The sequence below is a fragment of the Solirubrobacter phytolaccae genome (genome assembly GCF_027587195.1).
Lineage (GTDB): Bacteria > Actinomycetota > Thermoleophilia > Solirubrobacterales > Solirubrobacteraceae > Solirubrobacter > Solirubrobacter phytolaccae.
The window spans coordinates 1-21,195 of record NZ_JAPDDP010000107.1; the positions used below are offsets into that span (position 1 = coordinate 1).

General features: G+C 73.1%; 24 protein-coding genes and 1 pseudogene. 9 read left to right on the plus strand and 16 right to left on the minus strand.

Going from position 1 to position 21,195, the window contains the following annotated elements:
• Positions 1-1,211, minus strand: a 1,211-nt coding sequence (locus OJ997_RS33605) for an AAA family ATPase (protein WP_270029798.1), incomplete at its 3' end; no start/stop codon positions are given.
• A 32-nt stretch (positions 1,212-1,243) separates the two neighbouring features.
• Positions 1,244-1,930 carry a hypothetical protein gene (locus OJ997_RS33610; protein ID WP_270029799.1) on the minus strand — a complete coding sequence of 229 codons (687 nt, stop codon included), beginning with the start codon at positions 1,928-1,930 and terminating at the stop codon, positions 1,244-1,246.
• 108 nt (positions 1,931-2,038) lie between these two features.
• Between OJ997_RS33610 and OJ997_RS33615 the strand changes: the two genes are divergently transcribed.
• The gene (locus OJ997_RS33615; RefSeq protein WP_270029800.1) at positions 2,039-2,506 is read left to right on the plus strand and encodes a hypothetical protein; all 468 of its coding nucleotides are present in this window, start codon (positions 2,039-2,041) and stop codon (positions 2,504-2,506) included.
• Here OJ997_RS33615 and OJ997_RS33620 read toward each other — a convergent pair.
• Complete coding sequence (locus tag OJ997_RS33620; protein WP_270029801.1) at positions 2,503-3,666, minus strand: cobalamin-independent methionine synthase II family protein; 1,164 nt, start codon at positions 3,664-3,666, stop codon at positions 2,503-2,505. The two genes, OJ997_RS33615 and OJ997_RS33620, sit on opposite strands and share 4 nt — an antisense overlap.
• Positions 3,667-3,780: 114 nt before the next feature.
• On the opposite strand from OJ997_RS33620, the gene OJ997_RS33625 reads away from it, so the two are divergent.
• Positions 3,781-5,076 (plus strand): hypothetical protein, encoded by a 1,296-nt coding sequence (locus tag OJ997_RS33625; RefSeq protein ID WP_270029802.1) that lies wholly within the window; start codon positions 3,781-3,783, stop codon positions 5,074-5,076.
• Positions 5,077-5,104: 28 nt separating this feature from the next.
• Here OJ997_RS33625 and OJ997_RS33630 read toward each other — a convergent pair whose 3' ends face one another.
• Genes OJ997_RS33630 through OJ997_RS33640 form a run of 3 tightly spaced genes read right to left on the minus strand, consistent with a single transcriptional unit; the run spans position 5,105 to position 6,440 of the window.
• Positions 5,105-5,674 carry a YfbR-like 5'-deoxynucleotidase gene (locus OJ997_RS33630; protein WP_270029803.1) on the minus strand — a complete coding sequence of 190 codons (570 nt, stop codon included), beginning with the start codon at positions 5,672-5,674 and terminating at the stop codon, positions 5,105-5,107.
• On the minus strand, positions 5,671-6,072 hold the full coding sequence (gene tsaA / locus OJ997_RS33635) for a tRNA (N6-threonylcarbamoyladenosine(37)-N6)-methyltransferase TrmO (RefSeq protein WP_270029804.1): 402 nt from the start codon (positions 6,070-6,072) through the stop codon (positions 5,671-5,673). The genes OJ997_RS33630 and tsaA overlap by 4 nt, the downstream gene beginning before the upstream one ends.
• Positions 6,072-6,440, minus strand: a complete 369-nt coding sequence (locus OJ997_RS33640; protein WP_270029805.1) for a hypothetical protein — start codon at positions 6,438-6,440, stop codon at positions 6,072-6,074. Before OJ997_RS33640 ends, tsaA begins: the two co-directional genes overlap by 1 nt.
• Before the next feature lie 22 nt (positions 6,441-6,462).
• Between OJ997_RS33640 and OJ997_RS33645 the strand changes: the two genes are divergently transcribed.
• Entirely contained in the window at positions 6,463-7,107 is a 645-nt protein-coding gene (locus tag OJ997_RS33645) for a pentapeptide repeat-containing protein (protein WP_270029806.1), read from the plus strand.
• On the opposite strand, the gene OJ997_RS33650 is transcribed toward OJ997_RS33645, so the two are convergent.
• Together OJ997_RS33650 and OJ997_RS33655 are read right to left on the minus strand one after the other, a co-directional pair.
• The gene (locus OJ997_RS33650) at positions 7,084-8,007 is read right to left on the minus strand and encodes a zinc-binding dehydrogenase (RefSeq protein ID WP_270029807.1); all 924 of its coding nucleotides are present in this window, start codon (positions 8,005-8,007) and stop codon (positions 7,084-7,086) included. The genes OJ997_RS33645 and OJ997_RS33650 overlap by 24 nt on opposite strands.
• A gap of 9 nt (positions 8,008-8,016) precedes the next feature.
• Positions 8,017-8,775 carry an AraC family transcriptional regulator gene (locus tag OJ997_RS33655; RefSeq protein WP_270029808.1) on the minus strand — a complete coding sequence of 253 codons (759 nt, stop codon included), beginning with the start codon at positions 8,773-8,775 and terminating at the stop codon, positions 8,017-8,019.
• Positions 8,776-8,880: 105 nt separating this feature from the next.
• Here OJ997_RS33655 and OJ997_RS33660 point away from each other — a divergent pair, with 105 nt between their 5' ends.
• Positions 8,881-9,990, plus strand: a complete 1,110-nt coding sequence (locus OJ997_RS33660) for an MFS transporter (protein ID WP_272600577.1) — start codon at positions 8,881-8,883, stop codon at positions 9,988-9,990.
• On the opposite strand, the gene OJ997_RS33665 is transcribed toward OJ997_RS33660, so the two are convergent.
• Positions 9,974-10,237, minus strand: a complete 264-nt coding sequence (locus OJ997_RS33665; RefSeq protein ID WP_270029810.1) for a hypothetical protein — start codon at positions 10,235-10,237, stop codon at positions 9,974-9,976. The genes OJ997_RS33660 and OJ997_RS33665 overlap by 17 nt on opposite strands.
• Before the next feature lie 181 nt (positions 10,238-10,418).
• On the opposite strand from OJ997_RS33665, the gene OJ997_RS33670 reads away from it, so the two are divergent.
• Positions 10,419-11,159: a collagen-like triple helix repeat-containing protein gene (locus OJ997_RS33670; RefSeq protein ID WP_270029811.1), complete on the plus strand. Its 741-nt coding sequence runs from the start codon at positions 10,419-10,421 to the stop codon at positions 11,157-11,159.
• A 12-nt stretch (positions 11,160-11,171) separates the two neighbouring features.
• Positions 11,172-11,696: a PadR family transcriptional regulator gene (locus OJ997_RS33675; protein WP_270029812.1), complete on the plus strand. Its 525-nt coding sequence runs from the start codon at positions 11,172-11,174 to the stop codon at positions 11,694-11,696.
• A 6-nt stretch (positions 11,697-11,702) separates the two neighbouring features.
• On the opposite strand, the gene OJ997_RS33680 is transcribed toward OJ997_RS33675, so the two are convergent.
• The 4 genes from OJ997_RS33680 to OJ997_RS33695 are packed head-to-tail and all read right to left on the minus strand — an operon-like array spanning position 11,703 to position 14,788.
• Positions 11,703-12,701: an ABC transporter ATP-binding protein gene (locus OJ997_RS33680; RefSeq protein ID WP_270029813.1), complete on the minus strand. Its 999-nt coding sequence runs from the start codon at positions 12,699-12,701 to the stop codon at positions 11,703-11,705.
• Entirely contained in the window at positions 12,638-13,465 is an 828-nt protein-coding gene (locus OJ997_RS33685) for an ABC transporter permease (protein WP_270029814.1), read from the minus strand. Before OJ997_RS33685 ends, OJ997_RS33680 begins: the two co-directional genes overlap by 64 nt.
• A gap of 1 nt (position 13,466) precedes the next feature.
• Positions 13,467-14,198 (minus strand): molybdate ABC transporter substrate-binding protein, encoded by a 732-nt coding sequence (gene modA, locus OJ997_RS33690; protein WP_270029815.1) that lies wholly within the window; start codon positions 14,196-14,198, stop codon positions 13,467-13,469.
• Positions 14,195-14,788, minus strand: a complete 594-nt coding sequence (locus OJ997_RS33695) for a ferritin-like domain-containing protein (RefSeq protein ID WP_270029816.1) — start codon at positions 14,786-14,788, stop codon at positions 14,195-14,197. Before OJ997_RS33695 ends, modA begins: the two co-directional genes overlap by 4 nt.
• Between OJ997_RS33695 and OJ997_RS33700 the strand changes: the two genes are divergently transcribed.
• Complete coding sequence (locus tag OJ997_RS33700; RefSeq protein ID WP_270029817.1) at positions 14,783-15,211, plus strand: hypothetical protein; 429 nt, start codon at positions 14,783-14,785, stop codon at positions 15,209-15,211. The genes OJ997_RS33695 and OJ997_RS33700 overlap by 6 nt on opposite strands.
• Before the next feature lie 29 nt (positions 15,212-15,240).
• On the opposite strand, the gene OJ997_RS33705 is transcribed toward OJ997_RS33700, so the two are convergent.
• Both OJ997_RS33705 and OJ997_RS33710 read right to left on the minus strand, forming a co-directional pair.
• Positions 15,241-16,488, minus strand: coding sequence for a hypothetical protein (locus tag OJ997_RS33705; RefSeq protein WP_270029818.1), 1,248 nt, complete (start codon positions 16,486-16,488; stop codon positions 15,241-15,243).
• Between the two features lie 4 nt (positions 16,489-16,492).
• A complete protein-coding gene (locus tag OJ997_RS33710; protein WP_270029819.1) occupies positions 16,493-17,716 on the minus strand; it encodes a hypothetical protein in 1,224 nt (407 codons plus the stop codon).
• An 83-nt stretch (positions 17,717-17,799) separates the two neighbouring features.
• Between OJ997_RS33710 and OJ997_RS33715 the strand changes: the two genes are divergently transcribed.
• Positions 17,800-18,810, plus strand: a complete 1,011-nt coding sequence (locus OJ997_RS33715) for a sigma-70 family RNA polymerase sigma factor (protein ID WP_270029820.1) — start codon at positions 17,800-17,802, stop codon at positions 18,808-18,810.
• A gap of 380 nt (positions 18,811-19,190) precedes the next feature.
• On the opposite strand, the gene OJ997_RS33720 is transcribed toward OJ997_RS33715, so the two are convergent.
• Complete coding sequence (locus OJ997_RS33720; RefSeq protein WP_270029821.1) at positions 19,191-19,802, minus strand: hypothetical protein; 612 nt, start codon at positions 19,800-19,802, stop codon at positions 19,191-19,193.
• 81 nt (positions 19,803-19,883) lie between these two features.
• On the opposite strand from OJ997_RS33720, the pseudogene OJ997_RS33725 reads away from it, so the two are divergent.
• Positions 19,884-21,195 (plus strand): annotated as a pseudogene (locus OJ997_RS33725) (hypothetical protein); the annotation flags it as partial.

The window sequence follows — 21,195 nt, forward strand, 5'->3', positions numbered from 1 at the left end:
GCGCTCGCGAGCCCGTCGGCCCGCGCGGGATTGGGCGGCGCGTCACCGGTCGCGGCGCGCGCCGGCTCGGCGAGGCCGTCGGCCCGCGCGAGGTCGTCGGTCGCGGCCAGCGCGATCTTCGCGAGCTGCTCGCCCAGGTCGGGGTCGCCGGCGAAGTTCGCGGCGCGGCCCGCGGTCAGCGCGAGCTCCGGGTCGAGCGCGGCACCCGCGTCGAGCTTGAGGCGCGCGGTGCGGAGCGGCTGGTCCGAGCCCAGCGCGTCCGCGAGCCTCAAGCGCAGGCTGCGCGCCCGCAGCGGCGGCAGCTGCGTGCGGATCACCTCGCCGTAGAGCGGGTGCGCGAGGCCCACTTCGAAGCCGCGCAGGGCGAGCAGACCGGCGGCTTCGGCGTCCAGCAGCGCGGGCTCGGAGGTCAGCGTCGCGAGGGCGTCCAGCGTCAGCGGCTCGCCGAGCGCGACCAGCTCGACCGCGGCGCGTTGCTCCTCCCCCAGCGCCTGCAGCCGTTCGCCGACGAGCTCGATCAGCGAGGCGCTCGTGGGCGGCGTGCCGTTGAGTCGCCAGAAGCCGGGAGCGTGGACGAGCGCGCCTGCGTCGATCGCGCCGGCGACGAGCTCGCGCACGTACAGCGCGTTGCCCTGGCCGACGTCGGTCACCCAGCGCAGCGCGGCCTCCTGGACGGGGTCGCCGAGTGCGGCCTCGATGAGCGCGCGCACGCGGTCGTCGGCCAGCGGCTCCAGCGCGATCCGGCGCGCGCCCGCGTCCTTCCACAGCGAGGCGATCGCGTCCGGGGCCGCCTCGCCCGCACGGACGGTGGCGATCACGAACGCGCTGCGCGTGCGCACGAGGTGCAGGACCAGCGCGGCCGAGACCGGGTCGAGCAGGTGCGCGTCGTCGACGACGAGCACGGCGGGCCGGCGACCCGCGCGCTCGCGCACCGCTTCGGCGCAGCGGTCGATCAGGCCGACGAGATCGTCGGCGCGGGTGTCGTCGGGCACGAGCCCGCTGAACGCCGCCAGCGGTACCGCGGCGGCGCTGCGCGTGGCCTGCACCCACTCCACGTGCGCGTCGCTCGCGGCGGCCTGCGCCTCACGCGCGAGCCGCGACTTGCCCACACCCGCCTCCGCGACGAGCACGACGCCCGGGCACGCCGGGTCCTTCCGCGCCGCGTCGATCTGTGCCAGCTCCCGCTCCCGCCCGGTCAGCGGCCACACCATCGGGCGACCGTACCCGGGCGGGAACAAACGGGTCAAGCGGCCGGCTTGACGCGGAAGCGCGCGCCGGCGCCCGTGCCGAACGTGCCGGTCTGGGCGTTCAGCGTCCACGGGGACGGGACGCGGCTGTCGTTGCGCGCGAGCAGGCGCTTGAAGGCGCTCATGTTCGCCGCGCACGTGCCGCGCACGCTCGTGATGACGTAATCGCCCGCCGGGAACGCGAGCGTGCCGATGCGGTCGTTGTGCTCGACCTCGAAGACGCCCGCGCAGACCGTGCCGGTCGGGTTCGCCGGGGCGGGCGTCGGCGTGACCGGCGGCGCCGTCGGCGTGATCGCGAAGCCGGCGCCGGTGTCCGTGCGCGCGAACGACGCGGTCGCCGCGTTCAGCTGCCACGGCTTGGGGAGCTTGCCGTCGAAGTCCTGCAGGAAGCGCGCGAAGCGCTGCGTCGCCTGGGTCGCGTTCATGCCACCGAACGGCGTCAGCGTGTAGTAGCCGGCGGGGATCGCGTACGTCCCGATGTGGTCGTCGTGCAGCACCTGGAAGGTCGTCGTGGGCGTCTGGGCGAGCGTCACGACGCCCGGCGCCGCGACGGGCAGGACGGGGTCCGAGTCGGCGTAGGAGCGCGCGGTGAGCAGCGACAGCGAGAGGCTGGCGGCGCACAGCGAGAAGCAGATCAGGACCGCCGCGGACAGCGCGACGTTCCGGTACGGGGAGGAGGTCATGGTCGGAACCCTCTCCGCGATCCGCGGCGACGGCATCAGTAGCGCGTTACTGAATTGCGTAACTCGGTACGGAGGACACGGAGCGCGCGGGCCGCGAGGCTGCCGACCATGACGCTCTTCCTCGTACTCGCCATCCTGCTGCCCTGGTCCATCTGGCGCCAGATGCACGCCCATGAAGTCACCGCCAACGGGCTGATCAAGTTGCCCACGATCTTCGCCATCGTCGGCGTCGCCACCCTCGGCGGCGCCGACTTCTCCGGGACCGGCACGCTCGTCTACCTCGGCGCGAGCATGCTGCTCTCCGCCGCCCTCGGCGCCTGGCGCGGCGCCTCGCTCTCGATCTGGCGCGAAGGCGGCGCCTGGATCAGCAAGGGCAACCGCCTGACGATCGGCCTGTGGGTCACGCTGATCGCGATCAAGTTCGCGCTCGGCACGATCGCGTCCGTCACCGGCGACCTGCCCACCGAGACCGTCGGTGAGGTGTTCCTGTTCCTCGGGCTCTCGTTCGCCGTCCAGAACGTCGTGGTGGCCCGGCGCACGCTGTGGTCCGGCGCGCGCCAGGCCGCGACCGCCTAGACCAGTGCTCGACTGGCGAGCTTGGCTCCCTCCGCGAGGGAGCTGAGCTTCGCCCACTGGATCGACTCGTGCACGCGGTGGATGTACGGACCCTGCGCGAAGCCGCAGTCCGTGCTCGCCAGGACGTGCTCGGCGCCGACGAGCCGCGCCGTCTGCTCCAGCCGCTGCGCGACCAGCTGCGGGTGCTCGACGACGTTCGTGGCGTGGCTGATGACGCCCGGCGCGAGCGTCTTGCCCGCCGGCAGCGCGACGTCCTCCCAGAGCTTCCACTCGTGCGCGTGGCGCGGGTTCGCGTGCTCGTACAGGTACGTGCCGGCGTTCACCTGGAAGACGAGCTCGAGCACGTCCTTGAGCGAGATGTCGTTCGTGTGCGGGCCGTTCCAGCTGCCCCAGCAGACGTGGTAGCGGACCCGGTCGGCAGGGATGCCCTCGAGCGCGTGGTTGACCGCGTCGATGCGCGGCTGCGCCCACGCCCGGTAGTCGTCCATCGTGCCCGGCGGGACGATCACGTCGTACATGAACGGGATGTACGCGTCGTCGATCTGCACGTACAGGCCGGCGTCGACGATCGCCTTGTACTCCTCGCGCAGCGCCTCCGCGATGCCCATCAGCGCCGCCTCCTCGGAGCCATAGTGGTCGTCGATCAGCTCGGGGAACGCGCTGGCGGGCGCGACGACCGGCAGGAAGCCTTCCTCCACGCCCGCGGCCTCCATCGCGGCCTTGAGGTTGGCGATGTCGCGCTCGATGACGGCCTGGCCCGCGTAGGTGACCTTCTCGACCGCTGCCCACTCACCGCCCGGCCCCTCGTACTCCTGCTCGTTCGCGAAGTAGTCGGCGTAGAACTCGGGGAAGCGCGCCCAGTCGGTCGGGCCCGTGTTGACGGCCGCGAAGTCGGCGTGCTCGACCGGGTGCGGGCGCAGCTCGATCCCGCTCAGCCGCTCGTAGACGTAGTAGTTCCACGCCGACTTGCCGTACTCGCCGTCGCTGACGATGTCGATGCCCGCGTCCTTCTGCTTCTGGACGACCTCGTGGACCGAGCGCCGTAGGCACTCCGCGTAGGCGTCCTCGTCGTAGGCCTCACCCGCGTCGCGCTTGCGCAGATACGCCACGAGCTCGTCCGGGCGGACCAGGCTCCCGACGTGCGTCGTCTTGATCGCCATCTCCATCTCTCCTCTCGACGGACCGGAGCGCGGGACCCTACGCACACCGCCGGGTGGTCGGTCGCGCGACCTTCGGAGGATGTCGTCGGCGCGACGTCCCGCGAACCTCGCCGGGTGACCACGTTCAAGACCAGCCGGACGCTGGCCGCCGCACTCGCCATGACGGCGATCGCCGCCGCTCCCGCCTCCGCCGCCGAGCTCACCTACATCGACAACGACAACGTCTACGTCGAGAACCTCGACGGCAGCGCCCGGCACGCGCTGAGCGCCGACGGCACGCCGGCGCGGCCCTACGTGCTGCCGACCGCCGACGAGCAGGGCAGCCTCGCCGCCTTCCAGGCCAACCCGACCACCGGCCAGCAGGAGATCGTCTACTGGGCGTACGGGACCGGCACGCCCGTGCGCAACCGGATGCCGCGCAGCCCCGGCGACCAGACGACCTCGCCGCCGACGAGCGCGCGCATGCAGCCCGACGGCGCGTACGTGACGCTCGGCTACACGTTCCTCGCGTTCGGCGATCCCGCCCAGCCCCGCTACGGGCGCACGAACCCGAGCTCGCCGTCGCTGCCGGACGCGCAGACCTCGATCGACTACACCGACATCACCTGGCACCGCGAGCGGCCGGTCGTCGCCCGCGCCGACGGCGACGTCTACTGGACGGGGCTCACGCAGCCGCTGTTCACGTCGACCGTGCCGGGCGTGACGCACACGTTCCTGGAGATCTCCGAGGACGGCTCGCGGATGCTCCTGCGCCGCCGTGCGGCCGACGGCTCGCTGAGCCTGGAGCTGTTCGCCTACGAGGGCCAGATCGGGTTCGGCACGGTGCCCTCGGGCTGCGCGATCCCGGTCGGCCCCGGCTTCGCCCGCGGCGCGCTCAGCCGTGACGGCAAGAGCGTCGCGTGGGACGACGGCGCCGGCGTGCACGTCGCGCAGGCCGAGCCGGACGTGTTCGACGCCAACGCGACCTGCGTGCTGAGCGGCACCCGCACCGTCTCCTCGACGGCGCGCATGCCCGCCTTCTCGGCGGCCACGACGGCGCTGCCCCCGGTGACCCCGCCGCCGCCCGGCCCGCCCTCCACGGGCCCGCTGCCGCCCGCGCCGCCGGCGACGACCAATCCGCCGAAGTTCAAGCTCTCCGCGCCGCCCACGAAGCTGAAGGCCTCCGCGCTGCGTCGTGGCGTGACGCTGAAGGCTGCCGCTCCGGCGGCCGGCAAGGTCAAGCTGACGCTCAAGCGCGGCAAGCGCATCGTCGCTTCCGGCAGCGCCACGGCCAAGGCCGCGGGCACCGTGAAGGTCAAGCTCAAGGCGAAGAAGGGCGCGAAGCTGTCCGGCAAGCTCAAGCTGACGGCGACGTTCACGCCGAAGAGCGGCAAGGCCACGACGACGACCGTGACCGTGCGCGTGAGTTAAACGTCCAGGACGTTTAACCAGGCGTTAGCTACCGCTTAGCTTGCAGCTCGGCGTAGCGGGCGAGGAACGCGCGCTCGGCCTCGTCGGGCGGCCAGGCGACCAGTTCGAGGTCGAGCGCCTCGACGCCCTCGAGCTCCGGCCAGTCCCAGCTCTCGCCACTGAGCGCGCGGCGTTCGGTGGCGAGCAGCGCGCGGTCGACCAGCTTGATGTCCGGCACGTCGGCCTTGATGGAGAAGCGCGTCCGGATGACCGACTCGAGGTGGTCCTCGGCCGCTTTGAACGCGGCGCCCAGGGGCGAGCGGTGCTTGATCGGGTGCGGCATGTCGCCGAGGTAGGCCTCGGTCGCGTCGTGCATGAGCGCCGCGAAGACGTCCTCGACGTCGCCGCCGCGCTGCTCGACCAGCTCGGACACGATGATCGAGTGCTGGGCGACGGAGTAGAACGGCCGGCAGTGCCCGCCGAAGCGGCACACGTTGGCGAGCGCGAGCGCGATGTCGCCGGCGTCCAGCTGCTCGGGGTCCGGCTCGAACGGGTTCACGAACCGCCCCGACACGGTCTGCAGGTAGGGGCCGGGAGCGGGTGGGGAGGGTCTGGTCATCGTTCCTCGATGCTGCGCAGCAACGGCTTGACGTCGACGATCGGCGTGCCGTCGAGCGCTTCCAGGTTACGTACCCGAAGCCTTGCTTCCGCGACCTCGAGGACGGTCACGCGGTGCAGGCCGATCGGGTTCGGGCGGTCGGGCGAGCGCGTGTTGAAGACGCCCTGCTCGCCGCGCGTGACGTCGTTGCGGGGGACGACGCGCAGCACGTCACGGGCCGCGCGGTCCAGCCAGGTCAGGATCAGGAGCTCGTCACCGACGGCGATCCCCTCGAGCCCTTCGACGACCGCGTCGGTGAAGTGCAGCCACGCGTCCGGCGCGCCCTCGTCGCCCTGCTTGGGCGCCCCGTCGCGGTCCTTGAGCTCGGACTCGACGAGCCCGATCGGAAACAGCTCCATCACGTGTCGACCTCCAGTGGTGGTGGGGCGGTGCCGTGCAGCCGTCGATCCAGCCAGCGCGGACGCTTGGGCCAGCGGCCTTCCCACTCGCGGCGCAGGTAGGTGCGCGCGTACTCGACGGGGTCGTCGATGTCGTCGCGCCACGCACGGAGCCGCGCGAGCAGGTCGTCGCGGTCGCGCTCCTCGGTGATCGTGAGCTCGACCGCGTTGCCCTGCGCCTCCGCGCGGACGATCCGGCCACCGACGGTGTAGATCGCCGTGTACTCGCCGTTCTCGACGTCGATCCCCTCCATGTAGCCCATCGCGTACTCCAAGGACGGGAACACCGTCGGCAACGGGTCGTCGCTGAACACGATCAGGGCGGGCATGGACCTCGTAGCCTCACAGACAATGCCGATGGGAGCGACCGAGACGCCGGATGTGCTGGACGACGAGGACCTCGTCGCGTGGGAGCCGGACGGGCGCTTCGACGTCGAGGATTCGCTCCTGGGCGAGCTCGACCTGGCCGACCTGAAGGCCGCGGGCGGCCGCCTCCTGCGCAGCCGGCTGGACCGCACCCGCTTGACCGGCGCCCGGCTGCGGTCGCTGCGCGCGACGGACGTGCTCGTCGCCGACGGTGACTGGTCGAACGTGGACGTCGGCGGCGGCCAGCTCAGCCGCGTGCGCTTCGAGCGCTGCCGGATGACGGGCTTCAAGGCCGCCGAGGCCAAGCTGGAGGAGGTCGCGTTCGTGCGCTGCAAGCTGGACCTCGCGAGCTTCCGCGGGGCGAAGCTGCGCCACGTGACGTTCGAGGACTGCGTGCTCGACGACGCCGACCTGGCCGCGGCGGAGATCCGCGAGACGCGGTTCGCGGCGAGCAGCCTCCGGCGCGTGCTGATCGACAACGCGCGGCTCCGCGCGGTCGACCTGCGCGGCTCCGAGCTCGAGCCCGACGGCGACGTCACCGCGCTGCGCGGCGCGACCATCGATCCCCTGCAACTCGTCGGCCTCGGCCCGCTGCTCGCGCGCGGGCTAGGGATCGACGTCCGCGACTGACAGCACGAGCTTGCGCTGCCCCGCGGTCGGCGCGATCGCGCGCTCGAACGCCTCCTGCGCGCGCGTCACCGGGACGACGTCGGTGATGTACGCGTCCAGCAACTCACGAGCCGGGCCGAGTAGGTACGCGCGCGCCGCGGTGAGCGACGAGCGCCGCTCCTTCGCCACGCCGCCGATCAGCGTCGCGTTCTTGCGGAAGAAGCGCGTGAACGGCAGCGCGTAATGCGCGTCGTCGGGCACGCCGAACGCGAGCACGGTGCCCTCGACGGCCACGGCGTCGACGGCGGCGGTGAGCGTCCGGGTCTGGTGGCCGACGGCCTCCACGACGAGGTCGAAGCGGTCGTGGGGGAGCGCGACGGCGTCGTCCCACAGCACCGCGCGCAGGCCGAAGACGTCCGCGGTGTCGCGCCGGTCGACGCGGTCGATCCCGGTCACGTGCGCCCCGCGCGCCGCCAGCGCGTGCGCGAACAGCAGCCCGATCGAGCCGAGGCCGATCACGGCCGCCCGCGCGCCGTGCACGTCGCCGACGCGACCCAGCGCGTAGAGCACGGTCGCGAGTGGCTGGATGACCGTCGCCTCCACGTCGGTGAGGTCGGCGTCGACGGCGATCACGTTGTCGGCATCGACCACGAACCACTCCGCCAGCCCGCGATGCCCCGCCGCCCAGCCGACGACGCGCGTGCCGTCCTCCGCCACGCCCACGACCTCGTGCAGCGGGAAGCCGGGCTCACCCGTGTGGTCGATGAAGTCGCGGCTGCGGCGGCCGCGGAAGAACGGCAGGTCCGACCCGCAGATCCCGCCGGCGAGCAGCCGCACCAGGCGCTGGCCGTCCGACGCCGACGGCACCGGCGCTTCGATCCGCTCGAGTTGCCCCGGCGCGGTGATCGCGTAGGCCCACATCGCTTCCCATCATGCCCTGCCGTCGGCGGCGCGGGCGCGGTAGTCACCCGGGGTCGTACCCAGCGCGCGGCGAAACGTGTCGATGAAGCTGCTGGTCGTGTTCCAGCCGCACTGGCGCGCGGTGTGGGTCACCGACGTGCCGCCCGACAGCAGGATCATCGCCTCGAGCAGGCGCAGGTTGGTGCGCCACTGCGGGTAGCTCATGCCGAGCTCTTCGCGGAACAGCCGCGAGAGGCTGCGCTCGCTGGCACCGACCTGGCGGGCGAGCTCGCCCAGCGGGATCGACACGGCCGGCTCGGCGGACGCGAGCGCGCAGGCGTCGGCGAGCCGCGGGTCACGCGGGGTCGGGAGCGAGAGCGGCTGCTGCGCGGAGCGGCGGAGCTGGTCGCGCAGGACGGCGCGGATGCGGGTCGTCTCGGCCGGGGGCAGCGACGTGTCCGCGGCGGCGATCAGCAGCTCGCGCAGGAACGGGGTGACGGCGACGATCGTCGGCGCGGTGTCCGGCAGCGGCGGACGCTCCCGGGCGAAGCCGATCGCGTGGAACATGCTCGAGCCGTAGAAGCGGTGCGCGTGCCAGGTGCCGGCGGGGAGCCAGACCGCGCGGTCCTTCGACGCGACCCAGTTGCCCGCCGAGGTCTCGACCGCGAGCACGCCGTCGCTCACGTACACGAGCTGGTGGTCCTCGTGATGGTGGCGCTCGATCGTGCTCCCGCCCGCGTGGCGCGACGCCGCGGTGAGCGCCCACAGCCGTTGGCGGAAATCCGACACTCCGGCGCAGATTATCGGTAGTCGGTGCGTCGGTCCGCGCGTACCGTCGAGGGTGTGAGCGCACTCTCCGACGTCCAGCCGCAGGCCCTTCCGATCTGGCAGCGGATGCGCGTCTGGGCGACCGCGCACGCCACCGCCGACCTCTACCAGGGCCTCGTGCCGGCCGCGGTGCCGTACTTCGTGCTCGAGCGCAACCTGAGCTACTCGGCGGCGTCGGGGCTCGCGCTCGCCGCGACGTTCGGAAGCGCGCTGCCGCAGCTGCCGATCGGGCTGCTCGCCGACCGTCGCCGGATGCCGTGGCTCGGGCCGCTCGGCCTCATCCTCGCGGCGCTGGGCGTCGGCCTCGCGGGCGTCTTCGCGTCGTATCCCGTCGTGTTCGCGATGCTGCTGCTGTCGGGCCTGGGCGTCGCGATGTTCCACCCGCCGGCCGGACGGGACGCGCGCGCCGCGGCCGCCCACAGCGCGACGGCGATGAGCCTGTTCGCCGCGGGCGGCAGCGTCGGCTTCTTCCTGGCGCCCGCGCTCGCGACGCCGCTGCTCGACGCGATGGGCCTGAGCGCGCTCGCGTTGTTCATCCCGCCGGCCGTGCTGATGGCGTTCGTGCTCTCGCGCCACCAGCAGCGCCAGGCCGCGCGGCTCACCACCGTCCCGCCCGCGGTCGGGACGGACCGGCCGCGCATGTTCGCGCTGCTGATCCCGGTCGAGGTCGCCCGCTCGTGCATCTCGTTCGGCATCAACACGTTCGTCGCGCTGTACTGGATCAAGGAGCTCGGGGCGAGCAGCGCGCTCGGCGGCACGGCGCTCACGCTCGGCCTCGCCGGCGGGATCGCGGGCACGCTCCTGGGCGGGCGGATCGGCGACCGGTTCGGCCTGACCCGCACCATCCAGCTCGGCAACGCCGCGCTCATCCCCGCGTTCGGCGCGCTCCTGCTCGTGCGCGATCCCTACGTCGCGCTCGTGTGCGTGGTCGTGCTCGGCGTGACGGCGAACATCCCGCTCGCGGTGCTGGTCAAGCTCGGCCAGGACTACCTGCCGAGCCGCCCGGGCACGGCGGCCGGCGTCACGCTCGGCCTGGCGGTCAGCGCCGGTGGCCTGTTCCAACCGGTGCTCGGGCTGATCGCCGACCACCACGGGCCGCGCGGCGCGTTCGTCACGCTCGCCTTCATGCCGCTGCTGGCGATCGCGCTCTCGGCGGGGCTCAAGCCTCCGCGCTAGCGACGTCGATGCGCGTCGCGGGACGCGCGAACACCTCACGACTGGCCGCGACGGCACGGTCGACGGCCTCGTCGGGACCCTGCGCGAGGATCGTCAGCCCGGCGTGCAGCCGGCCGATGCCCAGCTCGAGCGCCACGTCGGCTTCGGGAGCGGCCGCGCGCAGGCGCTCCAGCAGGTGCTCGGACGCCGCCTGCGTCGGCGGGCCGCCGGGCTGCTGGAACTCGAGGGTCACGCGATAGGGCGCCATGGTCCTGTTGATCGACATCGGTAGTCAAGTATTGACTACCTGCCTAGGTATTGCATAGGCTCGACCCGTCGCAACCTGACGAGCGGAGGAGTGCAGTGATGTTCCGGTCCCGATTTGCCGTGGCCTGCGGGGTGCTGCTCGCCGGCGCCGCCCTCGCCGGCCCGGCCCGCGACGCCGACCCATGAGCGTGACCTACCTCTCCGGCAGCACGCCCAACAAGCGCTCCTACGTGGGCGTGAGCGTCTACGACGTGATGACCAAACTGGCGGAGCCGCTGTTCGGGACGTCGATCAAGAACGCCGGCCTGCGCCACTTCCTGGCGTTCACGGCCGCGGACAACTACGTGTCGATCCTCGCCTGGGGCGACCTCGACCCGTTCTTCGGCAACCGCTCGGACATCCTGCTCGCGTACGACGAGCGCAACGACGACGTCGCCGGCTCGGGCTTCGTCTCGCTCGGGAACGTCGGTCCGCGGTTGATCGTCCCGGAGGACGTGCGCGGCGGGCGCTACGTGAGCTGCGTGCGTGACGTGCGGCTGGCGTCCTCGGACGACTCCGACGGGCTCGTGACCGCGCCGCAGGGGCCTGCCGGCCCGGCCGGTCCCGCTGGGCCGCAGGGTGAGCCCGGGCCGGCGGTCCAGGCCTCCCCGGGCGCCGCCGGGCCGCAGGGGCCGGCCGGGCCCGCCGGCGCGAAGGGTGAGCGCGGCGCCGCGGGGCGCGACGCGAAGGTGACGTGCAAGACCACGGGCAAGACCAAGGTGCGGTGCTCGGTCAAGTACGCCGCGCGCAAGGCGACGCTCACGTGCAACGGGCGGGTCTACGCCCGCGGCACCGGTTCGTCACTCCGCGCCACCCGCTCGCTTGCGCAGGGGCGCTACACGCTGCGCGTCGGCACGCGGAAGATCGCGGTGACCGTCATGTAGGTTCTTCGCCCGATGCGGCGCCGTCCAGAGCAGCTCGCGACCGGCGAGTGGGCCGTGCTCGCGCTGGTCGCCGAAGCCCCGACCCACGGCTTCGCGGTCGCGCGGGCGCTGGTGTCCGGCGGGGAGGTCGGGCGCGTGTGGGCGATGCGGCGCCCGCTCGTCTATCGCACGCTCGACGTGCTGACCGAGCGCGAGCTCGTGCGCGCCGCCGGCACGGAGCCGAGCGAGACCGGCCCGCCGCGCACGGTGCTGGAGGTGACCGAGGCCGGGCGCGAGCGCGTGGACGCGTGGCGGCTGGAGCCGGTCCAGCACGTCCGCGACGCCCGCGCGGACCTGATGCTCAAGCTGCTGTTCCTCGACCGCGCGAAGCTCGATCCCGCACCGTTGCTGACCGCCCAGCGCGAGCGCTTCGAGGCGATCGCGGCCGAGCTCGAGGCCGTCGAGGACGAGGGCTTCGCGCGCACGCTGGCGCTGTGGCGGCTCGAGAACACCCGCGCCGCGGTGCGCTTCGTCGAGCAGATGCTGCGCGCAGGATGACCCCGCCTACTGGATGACGCGGGCGCTGCGCGGCGCGAAGGACGCGAACGCGCGCGCACCCCGTTCCAGTCCGTCGACGTGCGCGACCTCGGCGACCAGCGGGCCGACGCGCACGCGGGTGCGGCCACGGTCCGGCGTGATCGAGCCGACCGTGCCCGCGAGCACGTTGCCGGCGCCGGGCGACGTGCTGGACACGCTCACCTCCCACGGGTAGACGGCGATGCCGACGCGGCCGGTCGCCGGCTCGGCGACCTCGATCACCGTGCCGTCGTCGAGCGTGACGCGCGTGCCCTCGGCCATCCCGTGCAGGAGGTTGCCGCCGGTGAGGCTCGCGACGAACGCGTCCGCGGGCCGGGCGGTGAGCTCCTCGGGCCGGCCGATCTGGTGCAGCTGCCCGTCGCGGATCACGCCGATGCGGTCGGCGAGCGTGCTCGCGTCGAGGAAGTCGTGCGTGACCATCAGGGTGGGGATGGCGAGCGTCGCGAGGATGTCCGCGAGCTCCTCGCGGACGGCGGTGCGGGTGTGGGCGTCGAGCGCGGAGAGCGGCTCGTCGAGCAGCAGCACCTGCGGGTCGCGGCCGAGCGCGCGGGCGACCGCCACGCGCTGGCGCTCACCGCCGCTCAACCGTGTCGGCTTCTCACCTGCGAGGTGCCCGATGTGCAGGCGCTCGAGCAGCTCGCTCACGCGCGCGGGCGACGCGCCGCCGAAGGCCACGTTGGCGGCGACGGTGAGGTGCGGGAACAGCGCGTACTCCTGGAACACGAGCCCGACGGAGCGCCGGTCGGGCGCGCGGTTCACGCGCCGCTCGGTGTCCAGCCACACGTCCTTGCCGAGCGCGATCCGGCCGTGCGCCGGCTTCTTCAAGCCCGCGACGTGACGGAGGATCGTGGACTTGCCCGCCCCGCTCGGCCCGACGAGCGCGAACGTCTCGGCGCCGACCGTCAGGCGGGCGCGGAGCTCGAACGTGCGAAGGGGGTCGGTGAGGTCGAGCTCGAGCGTCGCCACGAGAGGAGCTTGTACGAAAGCAGGATGACCGCGCTGAGGACCACGAGCAGGATGCCGATCGACAGCGCGACGTCGAAGTTCGCCTCCAGCTGCTCGTAGATCGTGAGCGTGAGCGTCCCCGTCTCGCCGCGCACGTTGCCGGCGAAGACGATCGTCGCGCCGAACTCGCCGATCCCGCGCGCGAACGCGAGCACCCAGCCCGCCACCAACCCGGAAGCCGCGAGCGGGAGCGCGACGCGCAGGAACGTCCGCGCGGGGGAGGCGCCGAGCGTGCGTGCGGCGTCGTGCAACGTCGGATCCACGCTCTCGAACGCGCTGATCGCCTGGCGCAGGTAGAACGGCGACGCGACGAAGATCACCGCGAGCACGACCGCCCACTCGGTGAACGGGAGGATGATCCCCTGGTCCTGGAGCGCGCCGCCGAACAGCCCGCCCGCGCCGAACGCCGCCAGCAGCCCGATGCCCGCCACCGCCGGCGGCAGCACCAGCGGCAGCTCGATCAGCGTGATCACGAGCGCGCGGCCCTTGAAGTGCCGCGTCGCGAGGAAGTACGCGGCCGGCGTGCCGACCGCCAGGATCAGCACGTTGGCGATCGCGTTCGTGCGCAGCGTCACCTTCAGCGTGTCCTGCACGACCGGGTCGCGCAGCAGGCCCGGGACGTCGCCCAGCGGCACCTCCGTGAACAGCGCGACGATCGGGATCGCCAGGAAGGCCAGTACGACGCCCAGGCAGAGCGCCAGCAGTGCGGTGAAGCCGGCTCTCACATCACCGCGGCGGGAGCCCGAAGCCCCACTTCGCCAGGATGCGCCGGCCGGTGGACGAGCGCACCTTGTTCAGGAACGCGTTCGCCCCGCCGGTGTCGACGCCGCTGCGCTTGACGACGCACGCCTGATAGCGCACCGGCGGCTGGGCCCACTTCGGGAGCCGGATGACCTTGACCCGGTTGCCCGCCGCGCGCGCGTCCGTGAGGTACGCGAAGCCCGCGTCGGCCGAGCCGAGCGCGACCTTGGACGTGATCGACGTGACGTTCGGCTCGCTGGACACGATGTGCTTGCTGAGGATCGACGTCAGCCGCATGCGCGCGAGCAGCTTACGGGTGTAGGCGCCGATCGGGACGCCCGCGGTGCCGACCGCGAGCCGCCGCTGCGGGCCGCGCTTGAGGTCGTAGATCGAGTCCAGCTTCGCCGGGTTCGCGGCGGGCACGAGCATCACCACGGTGTTGGTCGCGAACGTCACCGGACGCTCACAGCGGTTCGCGCGGAACAGCGCCTGAGCCTCGGTCGAGCTGGCCGACGCGAACAGGTCGGCGGGCGCGCCGCGCTCGATCTGCGTCTGCAGCTGGTTGGAGCCGGCGAAGTTGAAGCGCGGGGCCGAGTCGATCTCCGGGAACGCCTCGCGCAGGGACGCGGCGGCGTACACGGTCGGGGCGGCCTGGGCGGCGGCGGGCGCGGCGAGCGACGCCGCGATGGCGAGGGTGCTGAGCAGGGTGCGGTTCATGGCGTCCGGAGGTAGGTGTCGATCCATGTGCCGGCCGTCTCCACGCGCATCGAGGTGCGCAGGCCGGTGTCGGCGACGGGCTCGCCGGCGAGGTTGCGCAGCAGCGCGAGGTGGCCGGTGTCGGCGACGAGCAGGCGGCCGAGCAGCGCGCGCGTCTCCTGGTCGGTGGTGCGCGCGACGCCGTCGAGGTAGACGGCCGTCACGTGCTCCTCGATCTGCTTGCCGAACGCGAGGATGCGCGCGCGGGTCTTGAAGGCGGCGTCGGGGAGCACGACCTCGAAGTCGCCCTCGGCCGGCGCGTCCTCGCCGAGCACGGCGACCAGTCGCTTCAGGTGGTCGGCGTCGTTGTCGCGCGCCTCGCGCAGGCGCCGCTGCGCGCGCTTGGAGAAGTCGCCGTCGTCGAGCGCGCGCTGCCAGAACGCGACGGACAGCAGCTCCGCCGTCACGCCCCACTGCACGTAGCCGATGTCGTCGCCCTGCGGCGCCGGCGCGGGCTTCTGCGCGCGGGCCACGGTGGGCACGACCAGCGCTCCCGCGGCCCCGGCGGCGCCGAGCCGCAGCAGGTCCCTTCGTACGATCTGCCTATGCACCGCCGTCTGCTCCTCGCGCTCGTGTTCGTTGCCGGTTGCGGCGGTTCGTCCGCGGAGCCTCCACGCTCGACCCCGGTGCCGACGCAGGCCGCGGCGACGCCGGAGGTCCCCGGCGAGATCGTCGTGTCCGGTGAGGCCTCGCCCGCTTCGCACGGCCCGTACGCCTTCGAGGGCGAGTACACCGTTCGCTTCGAGCAGACCGCGCCCGAGGACCCGAGCCTCGACTTCACGGGCCAGACGGCGTTCGTCGCCGACCTGAACCGCGAGGCCGAGATCCCGGCCGAGGACTCGATCAAGCTCTTCGCGGTGGCGAAGGCGTCCGACGAGCGCACGCTGAAGCTCGACGGACGCTTCTACGTCGACGTCAGCTTCGGCGATTTCCCGTACGCGATCCGCTTCACACCTCACGAAGCGGCATCCTAGTCAATTACGGACTACTGCATGGGTGATGCCTAGGCTGGACCGGTCGCGACGTGCAGCACGAGCCCCGGCTTGCCGTGCCAGGTGACCCAGCTCACGCGCGTACGCCCGTCGGGGAGGACGGTCGCCTCCTCGATGGACGCATCGCGCTGCTGGGCGAGTTTCACGCGCTTGCCACCCCGCTGGACGAAGACGCCTCCGTCCGCCGCCCACGCCGTCGCCGTGCCGTCGGCCGAGAGGGCCACGCTGGTCGTCTCACCGCGCGCGAGGGTGCGACCCGCACCGAAGCCGCGTCCGGACCGCGCCGTGGCCGCGCGCACCGCGCTGCGGTGGCGCGAGGGGATCAGCCAGGCCACGCGGGCAGTCCCGTCTGCGCGCACGGCGACGCGCGGGATGGTGTCCGGCTCGGTGTACTCGTCGAAGACGGTGTCGGTCCGCACGCGATCGAGCAGCCGGGCCGGCTCGAAGCGCCCGTCGGTGCGTGTCGCGGCGTAGACCCGCGTGCGCTCGCCCAGCTCGTCCACGGTGTGGTCGCCGGTGACCCAGGCGACGACGGCGCGACCGTCCGCGCCGAGCGCCGCCGCCGGCCCGGTCCCCTGCAGCGCGGGACCGAGCACGGCGATGCGGCCGGCGTGGCCGTCGCGCCCGACGATCGCCGCGCGCACCTTGCGCCCCTGCACCCACGTCACGAGCACCCGGCCGTCCGGGCCGAGCGCCGCGCCGATCAGCGGCGCGGAGAGGTCTCGATCGGGGCGCGCGGCGAGCGTGACGACCCGGCCGAGCCGGCCGTCCGCCCCGCGGACGACCACGCGCAGCCGCTCACGCGCTTCGGTCACGTCGATCCAGGCGATGGCGAGCGAGCCGTCGGCGCCGGTCGCGAGCTCGACCGGCGTGGCGTACCCGCGGGCGGGCAACGGCGTGCGGCGAAGCACCTGCCCGTCCGCGCCGACGTCGACGAGCTCGACCGGCCCTTCGTCGTCGTCACAGCGCTGGCGGCTGACCGCGGCGACGTAGCCGGCGCCCGAGGCCACCGGCCCCGCCCACAGCTCCCCGGGGGACGGCACGGAGGCCGGCGGCGTGCCCGCGGTCATGGCGGCGAAGGCGATCCGGCAGTCGTTGGCGGTCGGGTTGAGCGTGGTCACGAGGCCGCCGCCGTCCGCCCCGGGCGTCACCGACTCCCACGCGGACTCCGGGTCGGCGGGCGCGCGCTCGAGGTCCTGCTGCGTCCAGCCCGGTGCGGCGAGCAGCGCGAAGGTGAGGATGGGTTCGATCAGGCGCATGCGATCACGTGTCGCTCGTCGCGACGGAGAGCACGGACGGCTCCTTGATCGAGCTCTCCTCCTCCGCGTCGATGCCCCACCCGGTGAGCCAGCTCGCCTGGAGGCGGCCGCCTTCGAGCACGTCCAGACTCAGCGAGAACGCGTCGCGCTCCGTCGCGACCGTCTCCCGCGCCCCGTCGCGCTCGACCACGACGCCCGTGCTGGTCAGCAGGGCGACGATCGGCCCGCCGCCGGGGTCGAAGGCCACGTCGCCGACTTCGTGGGTGTCCTTCGGCGTTCGCGGCTCGGCGAACCCCTGGCCGGGTTGCGCCGCGGCCAGCCGCGGCTCGTAGTGGTACTGCCTGAACCGGTGCCAGGCCACGAGCGCGTGGCCGTCGTCGCTGAGCGCGACCGACGGCGACAGCGCCGGCGTGTCGCCCTCGAACCCCTGGTCGATCTGCGGCGCGCGATCGACGAGCTCGGCTGCGCGGAAGCGGCGCCCGTCGCGGACGGCGGCGTAGAGGCGGGCGTGGACGTCGGCCGAGGACCACGTGTCCCAGGCGACGAGGGCCCGCTCGCCGCGGAGCGCGATCGACAGCGCCGTGATGCCCAGTGAGCGACCGAGCCGGGCGCGCGCCCCGACACGGCCCGTCCGGGTGACCGTCGCCGTCCGCACCACGCGCTCGTCCGCCCAGGCGACGACCACCTCGCCGGCGTCGCTCGTCGCCGCCGTGAAGTCGGCGCTTCGGTGGTGGGTCAGGGTCACGGGCCGGCCCAGTCGACCCTCGGTGGTGCGGGTGATCGCGCGCAGCCGCGAGCGCTCGGACCACACGACCGCGAGCGAGCCGTCCGCGCCCGGCTCGAGCACGAGCAGCTCGACGGCGCCGCGGACGGGCAACGGCGTCCGGTTCCGCACCGCGCCGTCGGCGTCGAGCTCGACGAGGTCGATCGACTTCCCGCCGCACTCGCGACGGTCGAGCACGGCGACGTAGCCGGTGCCGGAGGCCTCGGGGCCCGCGACCAGCGTCTGCTTCACGAGCGCGGTCGGTGGGGGCGAGGCGGCGCGCAGCACCGCGAAGGTGGTCGAGCACGGCTCGTACGTGGTCGCGGCAAGCCCGCCGCGGTCGCCCGTGGTGAGGGACACGTTCCCGGCCACGTCGTCGGTGCTCAGCGCGCTGGTGAGGTCCACCTGCGTCCAGCCGGGAGTGGCGATGAGCGCCGCCGTGAGCAATGGTTCGACCAGTCGCATGCACTCAAGCGTCGTGCGCTCAGCGACGAATGCAGCCACCTAAGGGTGGATCCGGCGTCCACCCCGGTTAGGATTCGGCAACGATGCTGAAGGCCGCCGAGACTCCCATCGAAGCCGAGCTCGAGTCCTACCGCCGGGCGCTGACGGGCTACTGCTACCGGATGATCGGGTCGGGTTCCGAGGCCGAGGACGCCGTCCAGGAGACGATGGTCCGGGCCTGGAAGTCGGCCGACAAGCTGCAGGAACGCGGCGCCTTGAAGGCGTGGCTGTTCCGGATCGCCAACAACGTCTGCCTGGACATGCTCGGCAGCGCGCAGCGCCGCGCGACGCCGATGGACATGGGTCCGAGCTCCGGCGCCGACGCGCCGCTCGGCGAGATGCTGGTCGACAGCGCCTTTGTGCGCCCGATCGCCGACGCGAAGGTGCTCGAGCCGACCGCCGATCCCGCTGAGCTCGCCGCCTCCCGGGAGACGTTGCGGCTCGCGTTCGTGGCCGCGCTCCAGCACCTGCCGGCCAAGCAGCGCGCGGTGCTGATCCTGCGCGAGGTGCTGCGCTGGCAGGCGAGCGAGGTCGCCGAGCTGCTGGACACGAGCGTCGCCTCCGTCAACAGCGCGCTGCAGCGCGCCCGCGCGACGCTCGAGGAGAAGCACCTCGAGGAGACCGGCGCGGCGACCGTCGACGACGCCGAGCAGAAGGCGCTCCTGCAGAAGTACGTGCAGGCCTTCGAGGCCTACGACATGACGGCGCTCACCGCGCTGCTCAAGGACGACGCCTCCTTCTCCATGCCGCCGTGGCCGCTGTGGATCGTCGGCCCGGAGGCCATCCGGGTGTTCATGACCACGACGGGCGCGAAGTGCGAGGGCTCCAAGGTGCTCGTGACGCAGGCCAACGGCGGCCCGGCGATCGGCATCTACAACCCGACGCCCGAGGGTGACTACGCCGGCTGGGCCGTCGTCGTCATGGAGACCTCAGAGGGGCGGGTCTCCGGGCTGCATCACTTCATCTACCCGGACCTCTTCGCGGAGTTCGGGCTCCCGCTTCGCCTCGACGGCGAGCACGTCGGTCAGCCCGACCAGCTCCAGCAGCCCGCGTAGGTCGTCGGGCACGTTGCGCAGGCGCACCCGCTCGCCGCGGCGACGGGCGCGCAGCTGCATGCGCGCGAGCGACTCCACCAGCGCGAGATCGGGACTGGTCGCGTCCACGTAGCCGAGGACCTCGTCGGTCTCGGCGTTCACGACTAGCACCGTGGCTGGCTGCATCACGAACTAAGACGACGCGGGGCCCGGAAACTCATCGCCTGGCCACAAGTGGGGCTGGACAACTATTCCGAGGGCACGTTCAAAGAGGAAATCCTTGACGTGCGAGAAGAATTCGTTGATCATCACACCGAATGTGGTCTACGACGGCGCCGTAGACGCATCGGTCGCCGCGGCCGGCCCGGGTACTCCTCCCCGGACCGGCCGCGGTCGATCAACTACCGCCGGTCCTCGAGCGGGCCGCGCGTGGTCGTCGCGCGGCCGTTGGCGGGCTCGACCGGCGCGGTCGTGTCGTGGTCGCGGTCACGCTCGAAGCGCCGCTGCTGCTCGACGTCGTCCCGCGTGTCGTCGCGCTCGTGCCGGGTGGTCATCGGCGCACCGCCGCGACGCTGCCCGACGCGCGGCATCATCGCCAGCAGCACGAGCACGCCGCCCATCGCGCCCATGATCAGCTTCGTCCAGTTGTTGGTCGCGATGATCCCGAGGATGTCGGTGCCGTCGGAGATCGCGATCAACGCGCCCACGATCATCACGACGCCGACGATGAACGCCATCGACTTCGCGCCCCAGTGGACCGGCGAGCCGAGCAGCAGGAGCAGGCCGGCGGCGGCGAACGCCGTCCACGTCCAGCCGTTGCCCTCGACGCCGAGGAACGTGTCGCCGTTCACGGTCCCGTCCGGGATGTCGAACGTGAAGCTCTGGTTGGCGAAGATGAAGCCCAGCACGCCGAAGACGAGCGAGGCGATGCCGATCATCGCCACGGGTCCCTTCGCGAGTGAGATCCCTGAGCGGGGTTTGACGGTGTCGTCGTAGGTCTCGGTCCGTGCCATGTGCGTCCTCCTAGAAGCCTTTGTAAGGAGGATTCCCTTCTACTGCGCCATCCAAGCGCGTCGTCACCCTATGTTGCGCGGATGGTTCGCGCGCTCCTCATCAGTCTGATCCTCTTGGCCGCTCCGGCGACCGCCTCCGCGGCGCCGTTCGGGGAGCTGCCGTTCCAGCCTGCGGGCGGCGCGGCGGCCTGCCTGAAGCCGACCGGCAAGCCCGGCGAGCTGGTGCGCTGGGTCCGTGGCGGCGTGCAGCTGATGGAGGCGCGCGCCGACGGGCTGCACGCCACGGGCGGCGCGCCGCTCGGCACGTACACGGCGTGCCCGGCGGTCGCGAGCGACGCCAACGGGGCGGCCGTGCTCGCGGCGCCGCTGAAGAACGGCGTGCGCATCGCACTGCGCGAGCCCGGGGCCGTGACGTGGAGCGCGCCGGTGACGCTGCCCGAGATCCAGACCTGGGGCATCTCCGCCGCGGTGTCCGCGCGCGGGGACGCGGTGCTCGCCTGGATGGAGGGTGACCTGGAGGGGCGCGTGCGCATCCGCGGTGTGCGCCGGGCCGCAGGCGGGGCGGTCGGGGCCGTCGAGGAGCTCGTGCCGTGGCAGGAAGAGGGCGGGTACGAGGTCGGCGTCGAGGTCGGCATGAGCGCCGCCGGGGAGGCGATCGTCGTCCACAGCGAGCCCAGCGGCGAGCGCGACGGGGACGAAGAGACCGTCCGGGTGCTGGCCCGGATCGCGCCCCCGGGTGGGCCGCTCGGGCCGCCGCGCACGCTCGTCACCGCGCGGTCCGACACGCCGCCCGCGCTCGCCGTCGCCCCGGACGGCCGGGCGCTGGTCGCCCTGGGTGGCTTCAACGACATGCAGCTCTACGAACGCGCGCCGGGCGGCGACTTCGCCCCGCTCCAGGTGCTCGAGGTGGGGTCCTTGTTCGGCCGCCTCGCACTCGACCTGCAGCCCAACGGCGCGGCGGTCGTGGCCTGGCGTCAGGGTGACTACGACCCGATCAGGGCCATCGTGCGCGGCGGTCCAGGCCGGTTCAACCCACCGCTGGCCGCCGCCGAGGCGCCGAAGCCGCTGCGCCGCAGCTCGATCAGCTCGCTCTACCTGATGACGGGCACGAACCCGCCGCCCGAGGACGCGCAGGACGTGGTCGCGTCGCTCGGTCCCGACGGCCGCGCGCTGCTCGCGTGGTCGACGCCCGAGCACGGGGTCGGCACGGTCACGGTGCGCGACGGCGTGCCGTCCGGGGCCACGCTGCTGGGGAGCCCGCTGCGGCCGTCCGCCGGGCTCTCGCCGTTCACGCTCGCGGACGGCTCGCCGGCGCTCGCGTGGACCGACGACCGCGGGCTGCACGACCGCGACGCCGCGGACGGCCGCCTGCACCTCGCGCTCGAGGGCGTCG